Source organism: Klebsiella sp. S69 (assembly GCF_016516145.1).
Classification (GTDB): domain Bacteria; phylum Pseudomonadota; class Gammaproteobacteria; order Enterobacterales; family Enterobacteriaceae; genus Klebsiella; species Klebsiella oxytoca.
This window is the reverse complement of the sequence record NZ_JACVUU010000005.1, coordinates 185,628-205,490: the sequence shown is the minus strand read 5'-3', so window position 1 is coordinate 205,490 and position 19,863 is coordinate 185,628. Positions and strand designations below refer to the sequence as shown.

Here is a 19,863-nt window from a genome sequence, read left to right as displayed (position 1 = left end):
GGGTTGCAATACCAGGCAGTCGCTACTGTTTTAAGGGAGAGCGGCATCATCGGCTAATCACATTAGCTCTTGTTCTTCTCACGTCATCTCAATAAACAACACATAAAAAAAGGGCCGGAAAATCCGACCCTTAGCGTTGAAAAATGAGATCAATAATCAGGCGTAACCGTAGCTCATCAGGCGTTGGTAGCGGCGATTCAGCAGTTCTTCCTCACCAAGCACGTCGAGATCAGCCAGATCGGCCAACAGCTGTTCTTTCAGTGAGGCTGCCATCGCTTCCGGATTACGATGCGCGCCGCCCAGCGGTTCAGGAATGATGGAGTCAATGAGCTTCAGCTCTTTCAGACGCGGAGCAACAATTCCCATTGCCTCAGCGGCCAGCGGCGCTTTGTCAGCGCTTTTCCATAGAATGGACGCACAGCCTTCCGGGGAGATAACGGAATAGGTGCTGTACTGCAGCATATTCACTTTATCACCGACGCCAATCGCCAGCGCGCCGCCGGAGCCGCCTTCACCGATAACGGTGCAGATAACCGGCACGCTCAGACGGGACATTTCACGCAGGTTGCGAGCAATCGCTTCAGACTGGCCGCGTTCTTCCGCCCCGACGCCTGGATAAGCACCAGGGGTGTCGATGAAGGTGATAATCGGCATTTTAAAGCGCTCTGCCATTTCCATCAGACGCAGCGCTTTACGATAGCCTTCCGGCGCCGGCATACCGAAGTTGCGGCGAATTTTCTCTTTGGTTTCTCGCCCTTTCTGGTGGCCGATAATCATCACCGGACGCCCGTCCAGACGCGCAATCCCGCCAACGATAGCTTTATCATCGGCGTAGGCGCGATCGCCGGCCAGTTCGTCGAATTCGTCGAAAGCCAGGCGGACATAATCCAGGGTGTATGGGCGACGTGGATGACGGGCCAGCTGGGCAACCTGCCATGCACCAAGATCGGCGAAGATCTTGCGCGTCAGCTCTACGCTCTTTTCACGCAGGCGATGCACTTCTTCATCGATATTAATATCCAGTTTCTCATCCTGACGGCTAACCGCAGTCAGAGAATCGATTTTCGCTTCCAGCTCTGCAATCGGCTGTTCAAAATCAAGGAAATTCAGACTCATAGTATTCCTGTATTAGTCAAACTCCAGTTCCACCTGCTCCGAGCCGATAAGGCCACGCAGATCGTTAAGTAAACGATCGCTCGGAGAGACGCGCCATGTTGCGCCAAAACGCAACCGCGCGCGTGCATCCGCCCTCTGATAATAGAGGTGTACTGGAATAGTTCCCGAACGGTGGGGTTCCAGAGACTGACGGAGTCGGTTTAAAAGCTGGTCATCAATTTGCCTGTCCGTCAGCGAGATAGCAAGCCCGCGAGCATATTTTTCCCGGGCTTCGTCAATGTCCATGACTTCACGAGCGGTCATTTTAAGCCCCCCGCTGAAGTCATCAAAGCTGACCTGTCCGCTGACGATAAGTATGCGGTCTTTTTCCAGCAGCTGCTGGTATTTATCCAGAGCGTCGGTGAATAGCATCACCTCCAGACGCCCGGAACGGTCATCCAGCGTACAGATGCCGATACGATTGCCGCGCTTGGTGACCATGACCCGCGCGGCAATAACGAGCCCCGCCGCCGTGGTCACTTTACCACGATCGGTCGGATGCATGTCTTTGAGTCGTACGCCGCCAACGTAGCGTTCGATCTCTTTCAAATACTGGTTAATCGGGTGCCCGGTCAGGTACAGCCCCAGGGTCTCCCTTTCGCCATCCAGCACCACCTGTTCCGGCCACGGCTGGCAGCTGGCGTAGGACTGCTCGATTTGCTCCGGCTCTTCCGCCAGCACGCCGAACATGTCCGCCTGACCGATAGCTTCGGCTTTCGCGTGCTGATCGGCAGCCTTCAGCGCGTCGCCCAGCGAATTCATTAACGCCGCGCGATGCGGCCCGAGGCGGTCAAAGGCCCCGGACATGATCAGTTTTTCCAGCACCCGACGGTTGAGTTTTTTAATATCCGTACGCGCGCAGAGATCGAACAGTTCGCGGAAATAGCCGCCCTGATTACGGGCTTCAATGATCGCTTCAATCGGACCTTCGCCGACGCCTTTAATCGCGCCGATACCATAAACGATTTCGCCATCGTCGTTAACGTGGAAATGGTACAGGCCGGAGTTAATATCCGGCGGCAGAATCTTCAGCCCCATCCGCCAGCACTCATCCACGAGGCCGACGACTTTTTCGGTGTTATCCATATCCGCGGTCATCACCGCCGCCATAAATTCAGCCGGATAGTGCGCCTTCAGCCACAGCGTCTGATAGGACACTAAAGCATAAGCGGCAGAGTGCGATTTGTTAAAGCCATAACCGGCGAATTTCTCCACCAGGTCAAAGATCTTCATCGCCAGCTCGCCGTCAACGCCATTTTTCTTCGCACCTTCTTCGAAGACAGAACGCTGCTTGGCCATCTCTTCCGGTTTTTTCTTACCCATCGCACGACGCAGCATATCCGCGCCGCCGAGGGTATAGCCGGAAAGCTCCTGGGCGATCTGCATGACCTGTTCCTGGTACAGGATAATGCCATAGGTTGGCTCCAGTACCGGTTTCAGACATTCATGCTGCCACTGTACGTCCGGATACGATATCTCTTCACGGCCGTGTTTACGGTCGATAAAGTTATCCACCATCCCCGACTGCAGCGGCCCCGGACGGAACAGGGCCACCAGGGCGATCATATCTTCGAAGCAGTCGGGCTGCAGACGCTTAATCAGATCCTTCATGCCGCGCGATTCAAGCTGGAAGACGGCGGTGGTTTCCGAGCGCTGCAGCATATCGAAGCTTTTTTTATCGTCGAGCGGAATAGCGGCGATATCCAGCGGCCCCTCGCCGTTCTTCTCGCGGCGGGCGTTGATCATCTCCAGCGCCCAGTTAATGATGGTGAGCGTACGCAAACCGAGGAAGTCGAACTTTACCAGCCCGGCATATTCGACATCGTTTTTATCAAACTGGGTAACCGGATGCTGGCCCGCTTCATCGCAGTATAGCGGGGCAAAATCGGTAATTTTGGTGGGTGCGATCACCACCCCGCCCGCGTGTTTACCGGCGTTACGGGTGACCCCTTCGAGCTTACGCGCCATGTCGATCAGCGCTTTAACCTCTTCATCCGCCTCGTAAATTTCCGGCAGCTGCGGTTCGGCTTCAAACGCTTTCGCCAGCGTCATCCCCGGGTCTGGCGGCACCAGCTTGGAAATACGATCCACAAAACCGTACGGGTGACCAAGCACGCGGCCAACGTCGCGGATTACCGCCTTCGCCGCCATGGTACCAAAGGTAATAATCTGCGAAACCGCATCGCGGCCGTACATGTCCGCAACGTGCTCAATCACCTGGTCGCGTTTCTCCATGCAGAAGTCAACGTCGAAGTCGGGCATGGAGACACGTTCCGGGTTAAGGAAACGTTCGAACAGCAGGTCGAATTCCAGCGGATCGAGGTCGGTAATTTTCAGCGCATAGGCCACCAGCGACCCGGCGCCGGAACCACGGCCGGGCCCGACCGGCACGCCGTTATCCTTGGACCACTGGATAAACTCCATCACGATCAGGAAGTAGCCCGGGAACCCCATCTGGTTAATCACCTGCAGCTCAATATCCAGACGCTCATCATATTCAGGACGGCGTTTTGCCCGCTCATCCGGGTCGGGGAACAGGAATGCCAGACGCTCTTCCAGACCCTCTTTAGATTTCTTAATCAGATAATCTTCGGTGGTCATATCCCCGGTCGGGAACTGCGGCAGGAAGTATTCACCAAGGCGCACGGTCACGTTACAGCGTTTGGCGATCTCAACGCTGTTTTCCAGCGCTTCGGGTATATCGGAAAAGAGCTCGCACATCTCTTCTTCGCTGCGCATATACTGCTGCGGCGAATAGTTGCGCGGACGCTTTGGATCGTCGAGGGTAAAGCCGTCGTGGATGGCCACGCGGATTTCATGAGCATCGAAGTCGCCCGGCTCAAGGAAGCGAACGTCGTTGGTTGCCACCACCGGTAAGCCGCGAGTTTCCGCCAGCTTCACCGCCGCATGCAGATAAGACTCTTCATCCTGGCGGCCGGTGCGAATGAGCTCAAGGAAATAGCAATCAGGGAAATGCTGCGCATAAAAATCAACGCACTGATCCACCAGTGCCATATTGCCGCGCAGCAGACTACGGCCCACGTCGCCCATACGCCCGCCAGAGAGCAGAATTAAGCCTTCTTTTAATTCGATCAGCCAGTCGCGATCGATAATCGGGCCCGCTGCGCCATAGCCGCGCTGATAGGCTTTGGAGATCAGCAGCGTCAGGTTTTGATAGCCAGTATTATTCGCAGCCAATACCGTAAGCTGGCTCAGTTCATCGCCGAGCAGATCGCTCTGGACGTGGAAATCGGCCCCGACTATGGGTTTAATTCCGGCGCCGTGTCCCGTTCCGTAGAACTTCACCAGCCCGCAGAGGTTGGTAAAATCAGTGATCGCCAGCGCAGGCATGCCGAGCGCGGCCGCCTTTTTTACTAACGGTCCGGTTTTCGCCAGACCATCGATCATGGAATAGTCGCTGTGCACCCGCAGGTGTACGAAACGTGGTTCAGCCATCTTCAGATTCCGCGTTACTTTAGTGCTTGCGTGTCAGTTCAGGACGCCAGGCCCAGCGCGCGTTTCACCGGGCCAAAACTGCGCCGGTATTGCTCGATAACGCCATGTTCCAGCAGCTTTTGCAGATGAAAAGCGGTGGGATAACCTTTATGTTGTGCAAAGCCGTACTGTGGAAATTGCCGATCCAGCGCGGCCATTTCCGCATCGCGCGTCACTTTCGCCAGAATCGATGCGGCGCTGATTTCCGCCACCCGGCTATCGCCTTTGACAACCGCCAGCGAAGGTACGGGCAGCGGCGGACAGCGGTTACCATCAATAAGAACAAATTCCGGGGAGACGCGCAAACCCGCGACGGCGCGCTGCATGGCCAGCATGGTCGCGTGTAAAATATTCAGTTCATCGATTTCATGTGGCTCCGCCCGACCCAGGCTCCAGCACAGCGCTTTTTCTTTGATCTCGTCAAATAGCGCCAGGCGCCGTTTTTCGCTGAGCTTTTTCGAGTCATTAAGACCCACAATCGGTCTGGCCGGATCGAGTATCACCGCAGCCGTCACCACCGCGCCAACCAGCGGACCGCGTCCGACTTCATCGACTCCCGCAACCAGATGGGTATGCGGATACACGAATTCCATCATTTTGCTAACTCCAGAACTGCATCCGCCGCCTGCTCATCAGCGTTGCAGCGGATCTGCTGATGCAGCGCGCGGAAGGTTTCATGCATATCGTGGCTGGTTTTACCGTCGGCCAGCAGCGGCTTCAGCGCCTCCGCCAGCGCCTGCGGTCGGCATTCATCCTGCAGCAGCTCTTTAACCAGTTCACGCCCGGCCAGTAAGTTCGGTAACGACACGTAGTCGGTCTTCACCAGCCGTTTCGCCAGCCAGAAGGTAAAGGGCTTCATCCGATAACCAACTACCATCGGGCACTTAGCCAGCATACACTCCAGCGCAGCCGTGCCGGAGGCCAGCAGCGCAGCATCGCTGGCGATCATTGCATCGCGCGCCCGCCCATCCAGTAGGTGTACGGCCAGCTCCGGCGCCGTTTCCGCCTTGATGCGCTCAAACTGTTCCCGCCGCTTCGCGTTGACCAGCGGAACGACCACTTCCAGATCGGGATAATATTCTCGCAGGATTTGCGCCGTTTTCAGGAAGTCGGCGCTGAGCATCTCGACTTCTGCCCCACGGCTACCCGGCAGCAGCGCCAGGCAGTGTACGTCACGCGCGATCCCCAGACGGTCGCGCGCCGCGTCTTTGTCCGGGTCCAGCGGCATCGCATCCGCCATCGTGTGGCCGATAAACCGGCAGGGAACGTTAAATTTGTCATAAAACGCTTTTTCGAAAGGCAGGAATGCCAGAACCAGATCGGTGGATCTGCCAATTTTGAAAACGCGTTTTTGCCGCCATGCCCAAACCGATGGGCTGACGTAATGGATCGTTTTGATACCCTGCTTCTTCAGATTACCTTCGAGGGTGATATTGAAGTCAGGCGCATCAATACCGACGAACACGTCTGGTTTAAGCTCGGTAAAACGTCGGGTGAGATCGGCGCGAATGTGCAGCAGTCGACGCAGGCGTCCCAGCACTTCAACAATGCCCATCACCGCCAGCTCTTCCATCTCGTACCAGGCCTCGCAGCCTTCCGCCTGCATTAACGGCCCGGCAACGCCTACAAAACGAGCCTCAGGCATACGGGCTTTGAGCGCGCGAATAAGACCGGCACCAAGAATATCGCCGGAGGTTTCTCCGGCGACCAGGGCAATCGTCAGGGGACGTGATTCAGCCATTAACGAATCAGGCCGCGCGTGGAGCGAGCAAAGAAGTCGGTAAATGTCTGCACTTCAGGATACTGTGCCGCCAGTTCGGCGATCTCGGCTTTCGCTTCATCCAGCGTTTTACCGCTGCGGTACAGTAGCTTATAGGCGTTACGAATCGCAGTGATCGCCTCACGGCTGAAGCCGCGACGCTTCAACCCTTCGATGTTAACGCCAAACGGCGTTGCGTGGTTGCCCTGAGCAATAACGAATGGCGGAACGTCTTGCGCTACGCCGGAGCAGCCGCCCACCATCACGTGCGCGCCAATAATGCAGAACTGATGCACGGCAGTCATGCCGCCGATGATAACAAAATCATCCAGCGAAACATGACCTGCGAGGGTGGCGTTATTAGCCAGAATACAGCGGTCGCCAAGCGTACAATCATGCGCCACGTGGGCGTTGATCATCAGCAGGTTATCGCTGCCCACCTTCGTTAATCCACCGCCCTGTACTGTGCCACGATGAATGGTGACGCTTTCGCGGATGCGGTTGCGATCGCCAATTTCCACGCGGGTCGGTTCGCCAGCATATTTCAGATCCTGGTTAACTTCACCGATGGAAGCGAACTGATAGATCTCGTTGTCGCGGCCAATTTTTGTATGACCGTTGATGACAACGTGAGATTTCAGTACGGTGCCTTCGCCGATTTCGACGTTAGCGCCAACAATACAAAACGGGCCAATGTGGACGTTAGCGCCAATAACGGCGCCTTCTTCTACAATGGCGGTAGGATGAATAAAGGCGGTTTTATCAATCACGTATCAGGCCTCCCGGCTACGGGCACACATCATCGTTGCTTCGCAAACCACTTTCCCGTCCACCGTCGCAACGCCTTTGAAACGAGTCAGGCCGCGACGGGTTTTCTCAAAAGTGACTTCCATAATCATCTGATCGCCAGGCACGACCGGACGTTTGAAACGCGCTTCGTCAATCCCGGCAAAATAATACAGCTCGCCCGGTTCCAGTTTTCCAACGCTTTTGAATGCCAGAATGCCGGTAGCCTGGGCCATCGCTTCCAGAATCAGTACGCCCGGTAAAATCGGCTTACCAGGGAAATGCCCCTGGAAAAACGGCTCATTTACAGAAACATTTTTTACTGCGCGTAGAAAACGACCTTCTTCAAAATCCAGCACGCGATCGACCAGCAGGAACGGGTAACGGTGAGGCAGCAGTTCCAGAATCTCTTCAATGTGCAGAGTATGAGTGTCAGTAGTCAAAATACTCTTCCTGTCTAAATATACTAAAAGGCAATAATAACACGGCCTGCGGCAATCTCATGAATGCAACAGGCCGAAAATTTAAATGTGGCTGGAGAAGCACTAATCTTGTTGATTAACCTTGCGCTCAATGGCTTTGAGACGCTTGCTCATATCATCAATATTCAGTACCAGCGCAGCGGTCTTGCGCCAGACCTTATTCGGCTGCAGCGGGATACCTGAAGAGTAAACGCCTGGCTCGGTGATCGGTCGCATAACCATCCCCATTCCCGTGACGGTGACTTTATCGCAGATTTCCATGTGGCCGTTGATCACGCTGGCTCCGCCGATCATGCAGTAGCGGCCAATCTTGAGGCTGCCCGCCATAATCACACCACCAGCAACTGCGGTGTTGTCGCCAATTACCACGTTGTGCGCAATCTGACACTGGTTATCAATAATCACGCCGTTACCAATGACGGTGTCGTCCAGCGCACCGCGATCGATGGTCGTACAAGCGCCTATCTCCACGCGATCGCCGATAATGACGCGACCCAGCTGCGGTATTTTAACCCAGTTGCCGCGATCGTTCGCGTAGCCGAAGCCATCTGCGCCAATCACCGTGCTGGACTGAATCAGGCAATTCTCGCCGATCTCAATGTCGTGGTAAACGGTGACGTTGGCCCATAAACGCGAGCCGGCACCTATTTTCGTATTTTTCCCAACGAAGCAACCGGCGCCGATAACCACGTTATCACCGAGGATAACACCCGACTCGATAACGGCATTCGGGCCAATCGCTACGTGAGTACCCAGCTTCGCCGTGGCATCGATGACCGCGCTCGGCGCGATATCCTGCGCCGGCTGCGGCGTGGTATCAAGAATTTGAGCCATGCGCGCGTAGGTCAGGTAGGGATTACGCACTACCAGCGCGGCGCTGTGGGCAAAAGGCAAATCATCCTGCGTCATCACGACGGCAGATGCCTGGCAAGCGGCCAGGTGTTCACGGTACTTAGGATTTACCATGAAAGTAATATGGCCCGCTTTCGCGGACTGCATGGACGCAACGCCGGTGATGACGATATCGCCATCACCGTGTAATTCTGCATCCAACTGCTGGGCTAAATCAGCCAGTCGAATTGAAGGCATTACTTATTTAACCTGTTTCAGCACATCAGCGGTGATGTCTTTTACATCGCTGCTGTTGTATGCAACGGCATTAGAGTCAACAACCAGATCGATGCTCTGATCTTTAGCGACGCTCTGCACAGCGCTCTGGATACGAGTCACCAGCTTGCCGCGCTCTTCGTTAGAACGACGTGCACGATCCTGTTCAAAAGACTGCGCTTTCTGGGAGAAGGTCTGGCGCTGAGCCATCACGTCTTTTTCCAGTTTGGTACGGTCAGAGCCCGCTTTCATGGACTGCAGACGCTGCATTTTAGACTGCAGGTCGCCTTCCATACGCTGCAGCTCGCTCGCGCGGCCTTTAAACTCGTTTTCCAGCGTGTTAGAAACGCCTGTTTTCTGGGCAACCTGCTGGAACAGGCTGTTCATGTTAACCATTGCAATTTTATCTGCCGCCTGAGCGGAAGTTACCATTGCTAAACCCAGACCTGCAGCTAATAACCACTTTTTCACAATTAACTCCTTACCATCCCATGAGTACCCAGGGGTACCGTTATTTGCGTGGCCAGGCGATAACCTCAGTTATCGCCAATAGTCAGCGCTATACTGCAACTGCACTTACATTCCATTGTAGCCAACACAATTACCAGGTTTTACCGATGTTAAACTGGAACTGTTCAGCTTTGTCTCCATCGTACTTTTTAAACGGCTGAGCGTAGGAGAATACCAACGGTCCTAACGGCGACATCCACTGCACCGCGATACCCGCAGACATACGGATATTGCTCGGATCGCTATAGTCCGGGTAACCGCCATAAGCGCTTGAATCCCAATTCGTATCCCACACGGTACCCATATCCCAGAAGAAGGAAGTACGGACCGAGTTGGCATATTTATCGCTGATAAACGGCGTTGGGGTAATCAGCTCAAGGCTAGCCACCGCCATGGCGTTACCGCCCACCGCATCATCAGATTTACACGGTGCAGACTCGCTGCTCTTACATTCGTTATCGTAGCTGTCATCATCGTCATGACGGCTGCTGGCCGGGAAATACACTGCCTTCGGACCGATAGTGTTGGACTGGAAGCCACGCACGGTGCTTGAACCACCGGCATAGAAGTTCTCATAGAACGGCATCTCTTTGCCGCCCAGACCATCACCATAACCAAAGCGGGTTCGACCCAACATGACCCATTTATGATCGTCATCGATCGGGACATAAGTCGCGGTATCCAGCGTCGCTTTGTAGTATTCGTTATCCGAACCCGGAATCGTCACTTTACCGTTCAGGTTGACGCGTGAACCTTCGGTCGGGAAGAAGCCCCGGTCGAGCTTGTTATACGTCCAGCCGTAGTTGAAGGTGAAGTCGTCAGCACTGAACGAGTTTCTGTCGTTCGTGTTGTCCGGATACTGTCCCATCGAATTCAGGTAACGCCACATGGATACTTGAGGCTGCATATTGGACAGCTTGTTATGCACATAGCCAAGGCCCGCGCGCAGCGTGTTGTACTCGTTGACCGGGAAGCCCAGCGTAATATCTGTACCATAGCTCTTGTTGGTATAGTCAGACAGATCCGCATCGTTAGCATCGAAGTCGTTATAGAAGACACGACCGCCGAGGCTGACGCCATCCACGGTAAAGTACGGGTTCGTCACCGACAGTTCAGTATAGGTCTGGTAATCGTTTTTGGTGCCGTTAATTCCCACAGAATAGCCGGTACCGAGCCAGTTATCCTGCTGAACGCCGGCCTGGAAGCTTACGCCGCTTTCCGTACCGTAACCCACGCCAAAGTTAAAGCTACCGGTATTGCGTTCTTTAACTTTATAGACCACGTCAACCTGATCCGGGCTGCCCGGCACGCGCTGCGTATCGGTATCAACCGTTTCAAAGTAGCCCAGACGATTCAGACGATCTTTCCCCTGGTCGACCAGGTCGCTGCCCAGCCAGGCACCTTCCATCTGACGCATTTCGCGACGCAGAACGGCATCTTTCGAGGTATCGTTGCCTTCGAAGCGAATTTTACGCACGTAGTAGCGGTTACCCGCATCGACGTTTACGTGCAGCTTCACGGTCTTATCACTATCGTTGATTTCCGGCTGGGACTGAACGCGCGGATAGGCGTAGCCGTAGCGACCAAGGAGTTTCTTAATGTCATTCTCCATTTTGGTCACTTTGGTGCCGTTATACAGCTCGCCCGGCTCGACTTTAGTCAGCGCTTCAATTTCTGCCGAATGCCCTGCCAGGTCTCCCGTCACCTGCACGCCAGAAAGCTTGTACTGATCGCCTTCGGTAATGTTGATGGTGATGTAGATCCCTTTTTTATCCGGAGTCAGGCTAACCTGCGTGGAGTCAATGTTGAAACGAGCATAGCCGCGATCCAGATAGTAGCTGCGCAGCGTTTCGAGATCTCCCGCCAGCTTCTGTTTCTGATATTTGCGATCGCCGACCACGTTCCACCACGGCACTTCATCGCGCAGCTGGAAGGTAGAAATCAGTTCATCGGTGCTGAATGCATGATTGCCGACGATATTGATCTGCTGGATTTTCGCTGAGACGCCTTCCTGGAATACCAGTTTCAGGTCGACACGGTTACGCGGCAGCGGCGTCACGACAGCTTTAACGCTGGCGCTATACTTACCGACGCTATAGTAGAAATCCTCCAGCCCCTTTTCGATATCAGCAAGCGTGGTGCGATCGAGAGATTCCCCTACGCGTACGCCGGATGCCTCAAGGTTTTGCTTGAGCATGTCATCTTTAACCGACTTGTTGCCGGAGAAAGTGATGCTGGCAATCGTTGGACGCTCTTTCACCTGCACCAGCAGGGTATCACCATCGCGCAGAACGCGAACGTCCTCAAAGTTGCCGGTGGCAAACAGGGCGCGGATGGTATTACTGATATCATCATCGGTTACGGTATCGCCAGGACGCACTGGCATACTGAGGAGGGCCGCACCAACAGCGACACGCTGAAGGCCTTCGAAATGAATGTCCTTCACCACGAACCCGTCAGCACCGTATACGGTTGCGCTGCTAAACAGCAGCGACGCTATGAGCAACTTTTTCATCGCCATCGTTATTATGCGTTCTTCCTAACAAACTCTCTTACAACCGAGAGAAATCATTGAAAAGTGCAAGCCCCATTAACAGCACCAGCAATATTGAGCCAATGCGATAACTAAAGTCTTGAACTCGCTCGGATACCGGTCCGCCTTTCAGCTTTTCAATCGCCAAAAACAGCAGATGTCCCCCGTCAAGAACGGGAAGCGGGAACAGGTTGATTATTCCGAGGTTCACGCTGATGAGCGCAAGAAACATCAGATAATAAATCAGCCCAAACTCCGCTGACATCCCAGCCCCCTGGGCGATAGAAATCGGCCCGCTGAGGTTGTTCAGTTTGACATCACCGGTTATCAATTTGCCCAGCATCTTGACCGTTAACGACATCAGCTGCCAGGTTTTATCCGTGGCTTCAGCGATGGCGGCAAACGGCCCGTACTGACGCACTGTCTTATATTCATCAGGCAGCGGGATGACCTTAGGTACGACCCCTGCAAACCCCTCAGCTTTACCTTTGGTAGACTTCGTATCCGGCGTCAAGGTTACCGACAGGGGGCTACCCTGCCGCTCGATGTCCAGAACTAACGCCTTACCCGGATTATCACGCACCAGATTAACAAACGTCATCCACTGCGTTAACGGTTGACCATCGACTTTAACGATCCTGTCGCCCGCTTGCAAACCCGCCTTCTGCGCCGCCGAGTTAGATTGTACTTCAGCCAGGACGGTATCAATCTGCGCGCTGCGGGGCTGAATGCCTAACGAAGCAACCGGATCTTGTTTATCCGGCTCAAACGCCCAACGCTGCAGATCGAGGATTTTATCCTGGCGTTGATTGGTCCCGAAAGGGGCGACGGTAACTATTGTTTGCCGATCGCCAATCTTTGCCACCAGCGCCATACGTACTGCATCCCAATCAGGCGTTTCGATGCCATCTATCGCTTTAAGTTCCATTCCTTTTGCAATTTGTGCTTGCGCGGCAATAGAGTCAGGAGCGATATCGGCAACGACCGGTCGCACGCCGGGGACACCGATGATAAAGACCAGCCACCAGGCAAAAATGGCAAAAAGGAAGTTGGCAATCGGCCCTGCGGCAATTACCGCGGCACGCTGACCCACGGTTTTGTTGTTAAACGCGCAGTGGCGCATCTCGGGCGCCACCGGCTCAACGCGCTCATCGAGCATTTTGACATAACCGCCCAATGGGATAAGGGCGATAATAAATTCCGTTCCCTGCTTATCAAAACGGCGCCACAGCGCTTTGCCAAAGCCAATAGAAAAACGCTCAACGCGGATACCGCAGCGGCGAGCTACCCAGAAATGGCCAAACTCATGGACGGTGATCAGCACGCCCAGCGCAATAATAAAAGCAGCCAAATTCCAGAGAACGCTCAGCATAAAACCTTCCGTCAAATCGTCCTGAAAACCAACAAGAGTAGACAAGCAAACACGGGTACCGCAGCCGTCAGGCTATCGATACGATCGAGGATACCGCCGTGTCCGGGAATCAGATTTCCGCTATCTTTGATGCCAGCTTCGCGTTTAAACATGCTTTCGGTCAGATCGCCCAGTACCGAGGCCAGGGCCGCCACAACCGAACACACCAGCAGGACCGTCGGCGTCACGTCCAGATGGGCCCACCAGCCGTAAGCCCAGGAGATAACCGCAGCCGTTAACAGCCCGCCGAAAAAACCCTGCCAGGTTTTACCCGGAGAAACCTTCGGCGCCAGCTTATGCTTACCGAACATTTTCCCGAACATATAGGCGCCGGAATCCGCGCCCCAGACCAGAATCATCACGTAAAGTAACCACAGCGCACCGCTGTAATGATCGTCGGCGTAATGCCACGCTCGCAGCGCCAGCATGCCCCAAAAAAACGGGACAATGGTCAGGATGCCGAATATCAGACGGAGCGTTTTTGAATTGCGCCAGAAGGCCGCAGAAGCGGGGTAAGTCAGAACCAGAAGCAGCGCGACTATCCACCAGCCGAATGATGCCCACAGCGCTCCCTCAACCAGCGGTTGATGAACGTCATAATGGTATTCCGGCATCAGGAATAGCATCAGCGCCAGCAGCAGACCGCAAAGCACCGACAGCCAGACTCGCTGCGTCGTTGAAGTGAAACCGCTAAATTGCCCCCACTCCCACGCGGCGAGCATACAGACCACCAGCGTGACGATGGCAAAGCCCGCAGGCGGCAATAGAAAAAGCGCCGCAATAACGACGGGGATTAAGACGAAAGCAGAAATCAGGCGATACTTCAGCAAAAGTGACCCCCATCAGGCATTGCTGCCACCCGGCTCAGTGCCGCCGAAACGACGCTCTCGATTAACAAAGGCATGGAGTGCACCTTCAAAGTCCTGTTCAGCGAAATCGGGCCAAAGAACATCCGTAAAGTAAAGTTCGGCATAGGCAATTTGCCAAATCAAAAAGTTACTAATGCGGTGCTCTCCCCCGGTCCTAATAACTAAATCTACGGGAGCCAGTTCATGCATGCATACCTGCTGGCTCAGCATCTCTTCCGTGATTTGTTCGGGCTGGAGTAACCCGTCTTGTACCTGTTTGGCCAGATGACGAACGCCCTGAACGATATCCCAGCGGCCGCCGTAATTGGCGGCAATGTTCAGAGTCAAACCGGTGTTGTTCTCAGTAAGCGCTTCCGCTTTGCGAATACGTTCCTGTAAACGCGCATTGAATCGCGTGGTCTCGCCGATGATACGCAGGCGCACATTGTGCCTGTGCAGACTTTTTACTTCGCTATCCAGTGCCCAGACAAACAGCTCCATCAGCGCGCTGACTTCCTGCGCCGGGCGATTCCAGTTTTCACTGCTGAACGCGTATAACGTCAACGCTTCAATACCATTATTAGCCGCGAATGAGACGGCGCGACGAACAGACTTCGCGCCGGCTTTATGGCCAAAGGCGCGGATTTTTCCTTGCCGTTTAGCCCAGCGACCGTTGCCGTCCATAATAATGGCGACATGACGACAGCCATGCGCAGGCAACATTTCGCTGACAGTTTGATTAGCAGACAACATAACGCGTTTTAAGTCCATAATAAGGATTAGCTAAGCTACTAAACACGGGCCACCGGTCAGCGCTGGATACGCATTTTTATCCGGTGCCGGAGCTACGGCCAATCGCAGAGAACAACCAAAAGCTTTACGCAAAAAAGCCGTGTCTTGCCACGGCCACCGTAATCTTTCACACCAAAATGCAACGATCGGATGGCGCAGACTATATCACCGAAGCCATGCGCCCACAAATATCACAACGAGTATCAGAATTTGCGCTGCGCCGCTAGTAGCCGACCTGCGCTTGCCCGGGCCATAGCGTCAATAGCCAGTACTTCATCAATACTTTGCGGTTCATTTAGCGTCTGTTGATCCAAGACCAACTGATTGATTGCCGCAATATCGGTAAAGCGAATATCACCGTTGAGGAATGCCGCGACCGAGACTTCGTTTGCCGCATTCAGCGCGGTTGTCGCCGCCTGCCCCACATCAAACGCGTCCATTGCCAGCTTCAGACAGGGATAACGCGCATAGTCCGGCGCGGAGAAACTCAGGTTGCTCAGCTGACAAAAATCCAACGGTTTTGCTCCTGAGTTGAGACGCTTTGGCCAGCCCATCGTATGGGCAATCGGCGTCCGCATATCCGGCTCGCCGAGCTGCGCCAGCACGCTGCCATCCTGATAGCGCACCATCGAATGAATCACCGATTGCGGATGAATCAGAACTTCCATCTGCTGCGCAGATGCATTAAACAACCAGCGGGCTTCGATATACTCCAGCCCCTTGTTCATCATGGTGGCGGAGTCGACAGAAATCTTGCGCCCCATGGACCAGTTTGGATGCTTACATGCCCGATCGGGGGTCATCGCCGCCAGTTCCGAAATCGCCGTTTCGCGGAAAGGACCACCGGAGCCCGTTAGCAGAATCGACGACACGCCGTTTTGGGTTAAATCAGCGTACCCCAGATCCTGTTGAACTGTTTCCGGCATACTCTGAAAAATCGCATTGTGCTCGCTATCTACCGGTAACAAACGCGCTCCGTATCTCTGCACGGCCTCCATAAACAGACGGCCGCAGGTCACCAGCGACTCTTTGTTCGCCAGCAGCACCGTTTTACTCGCGCGAATAGCTGAAAGCGTCGGTACCAGGCCCGCTGCGCCGACAATCGCCGCCATGACCTGGTCAACATCGTCGAGCGCTGCCACTTCCGCGGCAGCCTGCTGGCCGCTCATGACCTCAGTCCGGCTACCCTGCTCGCGCAGTTTTGACCGCAGCAGTTCAGCGCTGCGCGCATCATCCATTACCGCGTAACGAGGGGAGAATTCCAGACATTGTTCAACCATACGGTCGACATTTTTCCCGGCGACCAGCGCAGTGACAGAAAAACTATCTGGATTATGGCGCACCACGTCCAGCGTGCTGCAGCCGATAGAACCGGTCGAACCGAGAACGGTTAATTGCTTCATGAGGCGTCCAGAAAAGGTAGACAGGATTAAAAGCAAAACGCCGCCAGCAAACCCTTGTGCATCAATGATCGGATGGCAGAGCGGAGGCGCAGCGCCTTTGACATGGTGCCAAAGGCTACAAGGCCAGCCGTCTGAACGCAATCCCGAAAATTGAGCGTACGGTCTTCTGTACGGCGTTTCAGATTTTACGCAGGTCGATGGTCAGACCCGCGTGTCGGCAGAGAATCAGAACTGCATCAGTTCCGCTTCTTTATCCGCCAGCGCCGCATCAACTTTTTTGATAGCAGCATCAGTCATTTTCTGCACATCTTCCTGAGAACGGCGATCGTCATCTTCGCTGATCTCTTTCTCTTTCAGCAGTGCTTTTACTTTGTCGTTGGCATCGCGACGAACGTTACGTACGGCAACGCGCGCCTGCTCAGCTTCACCACGCACGATTTTGGTCAGATCTTTACGACGTTCTTCGGTCAGCGGTGGCAGCGGAACGCGGATATCGCTTCCCGCGGAGCTTGGGTTCAGACCGAGGTCGGAAGCCATAATCGCTTTTTCAACGGCCGGGCTCATGGAGCGATCGAAAACGTTGATCTTCAGCGTGCGGGAGTCTTCTACCGTTACGCTAGCCAGCTGGCGCAGCGGGGTTGGCGTGCCGTAGTATTCCACGATAATGCCATCCAGCAGGCTGGGAGAAGCACGACCCGTGCGTATTTTGCTGATTTGGGTTTTGAACGCTTCGACGCATTTCTCCATGCGTACTTCAGCATCTTTTCTGATATCGCTAATCACGTTACGAATCCTTGAAAACTTGTCTCAGACAGACCAGACGGTCGCCCACTGCAAAAGTGAGCTAAGTATAGTCATGTTTATGCTCAGCGTCCTTCAGGCTGAGGAATCAGCCGCAGCATTCCGTCCACCGAGCATGTTGAAAACCATCGGGTCAAAAACCCGAAAAAGTAAGGCCGAATATTACCCGTATTTGGCGCCGACGGGAATTACTCCGTAATTAATGTGCCTTCTTTTTCGCCCATCACCACGCGACGCAGCGCGCCAGGCTTATTCATATTGAATACGCGAATCGGCAATTTGTGGTCGCGGGCCAGGGTAAAGGCAGCAAGATCCATCACTTTCAGCTCTTTATCCAGCACTTCGCTGTAGGTCAGCTGATCGTACATGGTTGCAGAAGGATCCTTGGCCGGATCGGCGGTAAAGACACCGTCGACTTTGGTCGCTTTCAGCACCACATCGGCTTCAATTTCAATACCGCGCAGGCAGGCAGCGGAATCGGTAGTAAAGAATGGGTTACCGGTACCCGCGGAAAGAATCACTACGCGGTTGTTACGCAGCAGGCTAATTGCTTCTGCCCAGCTGTAGTTATCACACACGCCGTTCAGCGGAATCGCTGACATCAGGCGGGCGTTCACATAGGCGCGATGAAGTGCATCACGCATTGCAAGGCCGTTCATGACCGTTGCCAGCATGCCCATGTGGTCGCCCACAACGCGGTTCATACCTGCTTTCGCCAGACCAGCACCACGGAAAAGGTTACCGCCACCAATCACTACGCCAACCTGAATACCCAGCTCAACCAGTTCTTTAATTTCCTGAGCCATGCGGTCAAGTATGCTCGCATCAATACCGAAGCCTTCTGAACCTTGCAGAGCTTCGCCACTTAACTTAAGCAGAATACGTTTGTAGACGGGTTTTGCATTGGTAGCCATGTTTCTTTCCTGAGACTGTCAACGAATGAGATGAGTTAATTCCGGCGACATTGTACGTCGCTTTTCAGCGTGCCCACTATAGCGGTTGGCTGAATTTACACATTAGGCGCAAAAAGAAGCCGCCCTCAGGCGGCTCCTTTTGAAAATTAAGACTGCTTGGACATCGCAGCAACTTCTGCTGCAAAGTCAGTCTCAACTTTCTCAATGCCTTCGCCCACTTCAAAGCGGATGAAGCCAGTCACGTCAGCGTTATGCTCTTTCAGCAGCTGAGCAACAGATTTGCTCGGGTCCATAACGAACGGCTGACCGGTCAGAGAAACTTCGCCGGTGAATTTCTTCATGCGGCCTTCAACCATTTTCTCTGCGATTTCTTTCGGCTTGCCAGACTGCATGGCGATATCCAGCTGAACCTGGTACTCTTTTTCTACCACTTCAGCGGAAACGTCTTCCGGCTTAACGAATTCAGGCTTGCTTGCAGCGATGTGCATAGCCAGCTGTTTAACCAGCTCTTCGCTCGCGCCTTTAGCAGCAACCAGAACACCGATACGCGCACCGTGCTGGTAAGAACCCAGTACTTCGCCTTCCAGGGAAGACACGCGACGGATGTTGATGTTCTCACCGATTTTAGCAACCAGCGCAACGCGTTCTTCTTCGAACTGTGCTTTCAGAACTTCAACGTCGGTGATTTTGCCAGCAACTGCAGCATCCAGAACTTTGTTAGCAAATGCCTGGAAGCCACCATCTTTAGCAACGAAGTCAGTCTGGCAGTTAACTTCCAGAATGATGCCGTAGGTGCCGTCGATTTTGGTAATGATGACGCCGTCAGCTGCAACGTTGCCTGCTTTTTTCGCTGCTTTAATAGCACCGGATTTACGCATGTTTTCGATTGCCAGCTCGATGTCGCCGTTCGCTTCAGTCAGCGCTTTTTTGCAATCCATCATGCCTGCGCCAGTACGCTCGCGCAGCTCTTTTACCAGGGATGCGGTAATTTCAGCCATTCTTTAATCCTCGGGAGATGTGATCTGCCCGGTTCCAGGAACCAGACAGATTTGAAAGTGAAAAAGGGGCCGCTAAGAGGCCCCTATTTATACACGGTACTAAATAAGGGTATGCCTTATTATTCAGCTTCTACGAAGCTTTCTTCCGCCTGAGAAGCCAGATCCTGAGAACGGCCTTCACGAACGGTAGCAGCAACAGCGCTCAGGTACAGGCTAACTGCACGGATTGCGTCGTCGTTACCCGGGATAACGAAGTCAACGCCGTCCGGATCGGAGTTAGTATCAACGATAGCAAATACCGGAATACCCAGGTTGTTTGCTTCTTTGATTGCGATGTGCTCGTGGTCAGCGTCGATAACGAACAGCGCGTCCGGCAGGCCGCCCATGTCTTTGATACCGCCCAGGCTGTTTTCCAGCTTGTCCAGCTCACGAGTGCGCATCAGCGCTTCTTTCTTGGTCAACTTGTCGAAAGTACCGTCCTGGGACTGAGTTTCCAGGTCTTTCAGACGTTTGATAGACTGACGAACGGTTTTCCAGTTAGTCAGCATACCGCCCAGCCAGCGATGGTTCACGAAGAACTGGTCGCAGCTGTTAGCAGCGTCTTTTACCGCTTCGCTTGCAGCGCGCTTAGTACCAACGAAAAGGATTTTACCTTTGCGAGAAGAGATCTTGTTCAGTTCAGCCAGCGCTTCGTTGAACATCGGTACAGTTTTCTCAAGGTTGATGATGTGAACTTTGTTACGCGCGCCGAAGATGAAAGGCTTCATTTTCGGGTTCCAGTAACGGGTCTGGTGACCAAAGTGAACACCAGCCTTGAGCATGTCGCGCATGGAAACAGTTGCCATGTTTAAAACCTCTATAGATAAAAG

At 53.9% G+C, this 19,863-nt stretch carries 17 protein-coding genes; all 17 read right to left on the bottom strand.

Annotation, left to right across the window (positions count from 1 at the left end):
- Positions 1–156: 156 nt before the first annotated feature.
- The 17 genes from accA to rpsB all read right to left on the bottom strand — a co-directional run bounded on the left by accA (position 157) and on the right by rpsB (position 19,839).
- Positions 157–1,116, bottom strand: a complete 960-nt coding sequence (gene accA / locus IAE27_RS07290; protein WP_004107912.1) for an acetyl-CoA carboxylase carboxyl transferase subunit alpha — start codon at positions 1,114–1,116, stop codon at positions 157–159.
- 12 nt (positions 1,117–1,128) lie between these two features.
- Positions 1,129–4,611: a DNA polymerase III subunit alpha gene (gene dnaE / locus IAE27_RS07285; protein ID WP_016807405.1), complete on the bottom strand. Its 3,483-nt coding sequence runs from the start codon at positions 4,609–4,611 to the stop codon at positions 1,129–1,131.
- Between the two features lie 38 nt (positions 4,612–4,649).
- Entirely contained in the window at positions 4,650–5,246 is a 597-nt protein-coding gene (rnhB, locus tag IAE27_RS07280) for a ribonuclease HII (RefSeq protein WP_004107914.1), read from the bottom strand.
- On the bottom strand, positions 5,243–6,391 hold the full coding sequence (lpxB, locus tag IAE27_RS07275) for a lipid-A-disaccharide synthase (RefSeq protein WP_070555886.1): 1,149 nt from the start codon (positions 6,389–6,391) through the stop codon (positions 5,243–5,245). Before lpxB ends, rnhB begins: the two co-directional genes overlap by 4 nt.
- Positions 6,391–7,179: an acyl-ACP--UDP-N-acetylglucosamine O-acyltransferase gene (lpxA, locus tag IAE27_RS07270; protein ID WP_070555884.1), complete on the bottom strand. Its 789-nt coding sequence runs from the start codon at positions 7,177–7,179 to the stop codon at positions 6,391–6,393. The genes lpxB and lpxA overlap by 1 nt, the downstream gene beginning before the upstream one ends.
- A gap of 3 nt (positions 7,180–7,182) precedes the next feature.
- Entirely contained in the window at positions 7,183–7,638 is a 456-nt protein-coding gene (gene fabZ / locus IAE27_RS07265) for a 3-hydroxyacyl-ACP dehydratase FabZ (protein WP_004098761.1), read from the bottom strand.
- Positions 7,639–7,740: 102 nt separating this feature from the next.
- The gene (gene lpxD / locus IAE27_RS07260; protein ID WP_004107927.1) at positions 7,741–8,766 is read right to left on the bottom strand and encodes a UDP-3-O-(3-hydroxymyristoyl)glucosamine N-acyltransferase; all 1,026 of its coding nucleotides are present in this window, start codon (positions 8,764–8,766) and stop codon (positions 7,741–7,743) included.
- A gap of 3 nt (positions 8,767–8,769) precedes the next feature.
- Positions 8,770–9,255: a molecular chaperone Skp gene (gene skp, locus IAE27_RS07255; protein ID WP_004098757.1), complete on the bottom strand. Its 486-nt coding sequence runs from the start codon at positions 9,253–9,255 to the stop codon at positions 8,770–8,772.
- 130 nt (positions 9,256–9,385) lie between these two features.
- Positions 9,386–11,815: an outer membrane protein assembly factor BamA gene (gene bamA / locus IAE27_RS07250; RefSeq protein WP_032728922.1), complete on the bottom strand. Its 2,430-nt coding sequence runs from the start codon at positions 11,813–11,815 to the stop codon at positions 9,386–9,388.
- Between the two features lie 31 nt (positions 11,816–11,846).
- Complete coding sequence (gene rseP, locus IAE27_RS07245; protein WP_004107932.1) at positions 11,847–13,199, bottom strand: sigma E protease regulator RseP; 1,353 nt, start codon at positions 13,197–13,199, stop codon at positions 11,847–11,849.
- Between the two features lie 11 nt (positions 13,200–13,210).
- On the bottom strand, positions 13,211–14,068 hold the full coding sequence (gene cdsA, locus IAE27_RS07240; RefSeq protein WP_004107933.1) for a phosphatidate cytidylyltransferase: 858 nt from the start codon (positions 14,066–14,068) through the stop codon (positions 13,211–13,213).
- Between the two features lie 12 nt (positions 14,069–14,080).
- Positions 14,081–14,839 carry a (2E,6E)-farnesyl-diphosphate-specific ditrans,polycis-undecaprenyl-diphosphate synthase gene (gene ispU / locus IAE27_RS07235; protein ID WP_004107935.1) on the bottom strand — a complete coding sequence of 253 codons (759 nt, stop codon included), beginning with the start codon at positions 14,837–14,839 and terminating at the stop codon, positions 14,081–14,083.
- Positions 14,840–15,081: 242 nt separating this feature from the next.
- Entirely contained in the window at positions 15,082–16,281 is a 1,200-nt protein-coding gene (ispC, locus tag IAE27_RS07230) for a 1-deoxy-D-xylulose-5-phosphate reductoisomerase (protein ID WP_105889725.1), read from the bottom strand.
- Positions 16,282–16,506: 225 nt separating this feature from the next.
- On the bottom strand, positions 16,507–17,064 hold the full coding sequence (frr, locus tag IAE27_RS07225; protein ID WP_004107940.1) for a ribosome recycling factor: 558 nt from the start codon (positions 17,062–17,064) through the stop codon (positions 16,507–16,509).
- Positions 17,065–17,270: 206 nt separating this feature from the next.
- A complete protein-coding gene (gene pyrH, locus IAE27_RS07220; protein WP_004098747.1) occupies positions 17,271–17,996 on the bottom strand; it encodes a UMP kinase in 726 nt (241 codons plus the stop codon).
- Between the two features lie 146 nt (positions 17,997–18,142).
- The gene (gene tsf, locus IAE27_RS07215; RefSeq protein ID WP_004098746.1) at positions 18,143–18,994 is read right to left on the bottom strand and encodes a translation elongation factor Ts; all 852 of its coding nucleotides are present in this window, start codon (positions 18,992–18,994) and stop codon (positions 18,143–18,145) included.
- 119 nt (positions 18,995–19,113) lie between these two features.
- On the bottom strand, positions 19,114–19,839 hold the full coding sequence (rpsB, locus tag IAE27_RS07210; RefSeq protein WP_003856207.1) for a 30S ribosomal protein S2: 726 nt from the start codon (positions 19,837–19,839) through the stop codon (positions 19,114–19,116).
- Positions 19,840–19,863 lie beyond the last annotated feature (24 nt).

Coding starts and splice junctions, on each gene's coding strand:
- ispC (WP_105889725.1), bottom strand. CDS start 16,281: ATGAAGCAATTAACCGTTCTCGGTTCGACCGGTTCTATCGGCTGCAGC.
- rnhB (WP_004107914.1), bottom strand. CDS start 5,246: ATGATGGAATTCGTGTATCCGCATACCCATCTGGTTGCGGGAGTCGAT.
- rseP (WP_004107932.1), bottom strand. CDS start 13,199: ATGCTGAGCGTTCTCTGGAATTTGGCTGCTTTTATTATTGCGCTGGGC.
- tsf (WP_004098746.1), bottom strand. CDS start 18,994: ATGGCTGAAATTACCGCATCCCTGGTAAAAGAGCTGCGCGAGCGTACT.
- ispU (WP_004107935.1), bottom strand. CDS start 14,839: ATGTTGTCTGCTAATCAAACTGTCAGCGAAATGTTGCCTGCGCATGGC.
- rpsB (WP_003856207.1), bottom strand. CDS start 19,839: ATGGCAACTGTTTCCATGCGCGACATGCTCAAGGCTGGTGTTCACTTT.
- accA (WP_004107912.1), bottom strand. CDS start 1,116: ATGAGTCTGAATTTCCTTGATTTTGAACAGCCGATTGCAGAGCTGGAA.
- lpxB (WP_070555886.1), bottom strand. CDS start 6,391: ATGGCTGAATCACGTCCCCTGACGATTGCCCTGGTCGCCGGAGAAACC.
- pyrH (WP_004098747.1), bottom strand. CDS start 17,996: ATGGCTACCAATGCAAAACCCGTCTACAAACGTATTCTGCTTAAGTTA.
- lpxD (WP_004107927.1), bottom strand. CDS start 8,766: ATGCCTTCAATTCGACTGGCTGATTTAGCCCAGCAGTTGGATGCAGAA.
- bamA (WP_032728922.1), bottom strand. CDS start 11,815: ATGGCGATGAAAAAGTTGCTCATAGCGTCGCTGCTGTTTAGCAGCGCA.
- dnaE (WP_016807405.1), bottom strand. CDS start 4,611: ATGGCTGAACCACGTTTCGTACACCTGCGGGTGCACAGCGACTATTCC.